This is a genomic window from Variovorax sp. P1_H2 (assembly GCF_056405295.1).
The window spans coordinates 1-1,500 of record NZ_JBFUCJ010000281.1 but is presented as its reverse complement, the minus strand read 5'-3'; the positions used below and the strand labels follow the sequence as shown (position 1 = coordinate 1,500).

Genomic DNA, 1,500 nt, shown 5'->3' with positions numbered 1-1,500 from the left:
GGGGGCAGCGACCCACACGCAGTGGGGGAGCGTGGGGGCCATCCAGGCCGGCGCCGGGCCGCCCCAAGGCGGCCTGCACCCCCTCGGGGGGCAGCGACCCACACGCAAGTGGGGAGCAGCGTGGGGGCAACATCAGCCCCGGCGCTTCTTGACCGCCTGCGAGAGGATGTCGAGCACCTGGGTCGAATCCTCCCAGCCCAGGCAGGCATCCGTGATGCTCTGGCCGTATTCCAGGGCCGCGATCGGATCCTTGCCCGGCGTGAACTTCTGCGCCCCGGCCTTCAGATGGCTCTCGACCATCAGGCCGAACACGCTGTGGCTGCCCCCCGCGATCTGGTCCGCGATGTCGCGCGCCACGTCGATCTGCTTCTGGTGCTGCTTGCTGCTGTTCGCGTGGCTGCAGTCGACCATCAGCCGGGGCGGCAGCTTGGCGGCCTCGAGGTCCTTGCAGGCCGCCGCGACGCTGGTGGCGTCGTAGTTGGGCGCCTTGCCGCCGCGCAGGATCACGTGGCAATCGCGGTTGCCGTTGGTCTGCACGATCGCCACCTGGCCGTTCTTGTGCACCGAGAGGAAGTGGTGGCCGCGCGCCGCCGCCTGGATCGCGTCGGTGGCGATCCGGATGTTGCCGTCGGTGCCGTTCTTGAAGCCGATCGGCGCCGACAGGCCGGAGGCCAGTTCGCGGTGCACCTGACTCTCGGTGGTGCGCGCCCCGATCGCACCCCAGGAGATCAGGTCGCCGATGTACTGCGGCGAGATCACGTCGAGGAATTCGCTGCCGGCCGGCAAGCCCATGCGATTGATGTCGATCAGCAGTTGGCGCGCGATCCGCAGCCCTTCGTCGATGCGGTAGCTTTCGTCGAGGTAGGGATCGTTGATGAGCCCCTTCCAGCCCACCGTGGTGCGCGGCTTCTCGAAGTAGACCCGCATCACGATCTCCAGCGTGCCCGCATGCTTCTCGCGCTCGGCCTTCAGGCGGCGCGCGTAGTCGAGCGCGGCGGCCGGGTCGTGGATCGAGCAGGGACCCATGATCACCAGGAGCCGGTCGTCCTTGCCGGCCATGATTTTGTGGATCGCGTGGCGGGTGCCGGTGATCAGCGATTCCACCGGCGTCCGCGCGATCGGGAAGAAGCGGATCAGATGTTCGGGAGGGGGCAACACAGTGATGTCCTTGATGCGTTCGTCGTCGGTGCGGCTGGTCTTCTCGACGTTCGCGTGCCAGGTGTCGCTGGGCGGGGCGGCTTTCGTGCTCATGTGTGCTTCCTTCGATGGGTCTGGATGGCGTGGGGCAAAAAAAAACCGCCGGGCTTGAGGCACCGGCGGTTTTGGGAGGTTTTGCTGTCTGCTGCTCTTACGCGCGCGCCTCTTGTCCGCCGGGAACCGGGAACCAAAAGTAGGCAAAGTAATAAGCGCGGGAAGCGGACATGGACGGCAACTTTAGCACAGAAAAGGCCGGCGCCGGGCCGCCCCAAGGCGGCCTGCGGCCCCCTCGGGGGGCAGCGA

1 protein-coding gene is annotated in these 1,500 nt (G+C 67.3%); it reads right to left on the bottom strand.

Annotation, left to right across the window (positions count from 1 at the left end; genetic code table 11):
- Positions 1-132: 132 nt before the first annotated feature.
- The gene (locus tag AC1D2E_RS35850; protein WP_478201793.1) at positions 133-1,251 is read right to left on the bottom strand and encodes a 3-deoxy-7-phosphoheptulonate synthase; all 1,119 of its coding nucleotides are present in this window, start codon (positions 1,249-1,251) and stop codon (positions 133-135) included.
- Between the last annotated feature and the right edge of the window lie 249 nt (positions 1,252-1,500).